Origin of the sequence: Micromonospora maritima, from assembly GCF_902825405.1 — a bacterium.
GTDB lineage: Bacteria > Actinomycetota > Actinomycetes > Mycobacteriales > Micromonosporaceae > Micromonospora > Micromonospora maritima.
Genome location: NZ_CADEAU010000662.1, coordinates 1 through 2,486, shown reverse-complemented (window position 1 = coordinate 2,486; position 2,486 = coordinate 1). Strand labels below are relative to the sequence as shown.

3 protein-coding genes and 1 pseudogene are annotated in these 2,486 nt (G+C 74.5%); 3 read left to right on the top strand and 1 reads right to left on the bottom strand.

Translation table 11 applies throughout. From position 1 onward, the window contains the following. On the top strand, nucleotides 1-1,101 hold the full coding sequence (locus tag HUW36_RS30725; protein ID WP_281357577.1) for an aldehyde dehydrogenase family protein: 1,101 nt from the start codon (nucleotides 1-3) through the stop codon (nucleotides 1,099-1,101). Nucleotides 1,102-1,112: 11 nt separating this feature from the next. On the opposite strand, the gene HUW36_RS30720 is transcribed toward HUW36_RS30725, so the two are convergent. Continuing rightward, nucleotides 1,113-1,622, bottom strand: a complete 510-nt coding sequence (locus HUW36_RS30720) for a DUF6912 family protein (RefSeq protein WP_174531284.1) — start codon at nucleotides 1,620-1,622, stop codon at nucleotides 1,113-1,115. A gap of 196 nt (nucleotides 1,623-1,818) precedes the next feature. Between HUW36_RS30720 and HUW36_RS30715 the strand changes: the two genes are divergently transcribed. Both HUW36_RS30715 and HUW36_RS34690 read left to right on the top strand, forming a co-directional pair. Further along, nucleotides 1,819-2,046 (top strand): helix-turn-helix domain-containing protein, encoded by a 228-nt coding sequence (locus tag HUW36_RS30715; RefSeq protein WP_099162455.1) that lies wholly within the window; start codon nucleotides 1,819-1,821, stop codon nucleotides 2,044-2,046. Nucleotides 2,047-2,148: 102 nt separating this feature from the next. After that, nucleotides 2,149-2,486: pseudogene (locus tag HUW36_RS34690) on the top strand (hypothetical protein); the annotation flags it as partial.

The window sequence follows — 2,486 nt, the reverse complement described above, 5'->3', positions numbered from 1 at the left end:
ATCGTCTCGCCGTGGAACTACCCGCTGTCGTTGGCCGCGGCGGAGGTGCTGCCGGCACTGATGGCCGGCAACGCGGTGGTGCATCGGCCCGACCCGGCCGATCCGGCGTCCGTCGAAGGGGAGACGATGAGCAACCAGCCCGGCAGCTCCACGGCCGCGGAGCCGGACCAGCCCGAGGTCGTCGACGCGACCCCCGCGGTCGGGCGACCCGAGTACGCGCCGGGCGCGCTGCCGCTGGCCCTGCTCTCGATCGCCTGGCTGGCGGCCATGCTCTGGTCCACCCGGGAGGCGATCACGTCGACCGCGGCCGGGGTCACCGCGATCAGCCTCTCCGCGTACGCGCTCCCCGGTGTGATCACCGCGGCGCTTGTCACCGGCGCCACTGTCGCACTGGCCGCCACCAACCGGCTGGGCCGCGTCACCCTGCGCTTCCTGGCCACCGTCGGCACCGGCCTGCTGGTCGGGCTCGTCGCCGCGGTCGCGATCAACCTCACGTACGCGGACAACGCCACCACCAACACGATCGCCGGCACCACGGCAGCGGCCGCGGTCATCGGCGGCGCGGCGGCCGGAGCGCGGCAGGCCCGGGTGGTGGCCGCGATCGCCGCCGCCACGCTCGCCGCGCAGGTCTTCGTGGTGCTGTTCAGCCGGGCCCGGGATCCGCTCTCCGACCTGTTCGGCGCCGGCGAGACCCAGCAGTCGGTGCTCGACGCCGCGAAGTGGGTGTCACGGACCGAGTCGCTGCTCGCCGGGCTGATCGCCGGACTGGTCGCCTACCTCTACCTGGCCTGGTCCCGCCGCCGCGCGGAGCGCCGGCACGGTGCGGCCGGGCCGCTGCGCTGGCCGGCCTACCTGGTGGCCGGCGCCGGAGCCGGGCTGCTCCTGCTGCTCACCGAAGTGATCATCCGGGTCGGCGGACGCGGCCTGCTCGACCTCGCCGCAGCGCTCAGCGAGGCCGACCAGGTGGCGCAGACCGCGCTCGGCACCTCGCGGGTCGACAACGCCATCTGGCTGCTCTTCGTGGGCGCGCTGACCACCCTCATCGCCTTCGGACGCACCCTGGGCCCGCGGCCCGTGGAGGAGGACGAGCCGGCCTCCTGAGCCGGCCCGCCTCAGCCGACCTCGCGCAGCAGCAGGTCCAGCTCGGTCGCGTCGTACCACTCCAGCTCGTGGTCCTCGGCGCCGTCGACGGTGAACTGGGCGTCGGGGTCGCCGGCCTGCGCCTCGGCCACCACCGCCACGGCCGCGGTCACGTCCTCGACCGCCTCCGCGCCGTCCACGTGGATCGCGGCGACCGACTTCACCGGCACCGGGCCGGCCAGCCCCACCACGCTGGAGCCCAGCTCGCCGCCGGCCCGGCCGACCGCCCGGGCGGGCAGGTCCACCGAGACCACGACCCGCCGCCGGGGGGCGCCGGGATCGGCGCGCAGCAGGAGCAGCGCGTCCTGGGCGGCCCGGGTGAAGGCGACGTACTCCAACTCCTCCTCGTCGCCCTCGGCGTACCACTCGCGCAACTCCGGGGTGACCGCGTGCGCCGCCTCGGCGGACAGGCCCTCGTCCCGCAGTCGGCCGAGCATCGGCACGGTCGCCGGCAGGTACACCCGGACAAGCTCGTCGGTCACCGGTCTCTCCCCGCACTCAGGCCGCGGGCCGGCACACGCCGGCTCCGGGCGCCGATCATGCCGTACGCCGTGACCGTCATACACCCGGCACCCGCCCGGGAGAAGTCTTCCGCCGGTGTGTCCGTCGAAGTGGGTTCCGGCAACGTCCGGCGGGGATGGCAAACTGAGGCAAACGAAAACAACCCCGGGAGTCACCGTGGAGTCGAGGTTCCTGCTGCTGTCCGACGTCGCCGCCGAGCTGAACGTGTCGGACTCGCAGGTCTACCACATGGTCCGCAGCGGCGAGCTGCCCGCCATCAAGATCGGCGGCCGGGGTCAGTGGCGGGTCGAGCGGGCCCGGCTGGAGGAATACATCGAGCGCAAGTATGCCGAGACCGCCGAGTGGGTGCGCGGCAACCCGCTGGGCGAGCGCGACGCGGAGTGATCCCCCACTGACCGTCGGCCATTGACGCAGCCCACTCCCGTGCCCGAAGATGAGGATCAGTCACAGGCAAACAGAGGCAAACGCAAGGATTCGAGGGCTGACATGGTCGACACCCGCCGTCCGCCGGCACCGCGTCCACCGGTCCGTCTCCGGCCCGCCCCGCCACTCGACCCGCCCTGCACCGACGAGGATCCGGCCTGGGGCCACAGCGGTCAGCTCGCCCTCGACCTGATCGACCGACGCTCCCGCGATCCCGGGCGTCCCGCCGGGCGCGCCCCCGACCACGCTCCCGGCTGGCCCCGCTGGTCCACCTCCGGCACGCTCCGCAACGCCTCGGGCGAGGCCGGCGTGCACCGCTTCCCCGCCTCCGGGGAGGGCAGCCCGCACCGCGACACCGCCTCGGGCGACGGCGGTCCGCGCCGCGACACCACCGCGAGCGG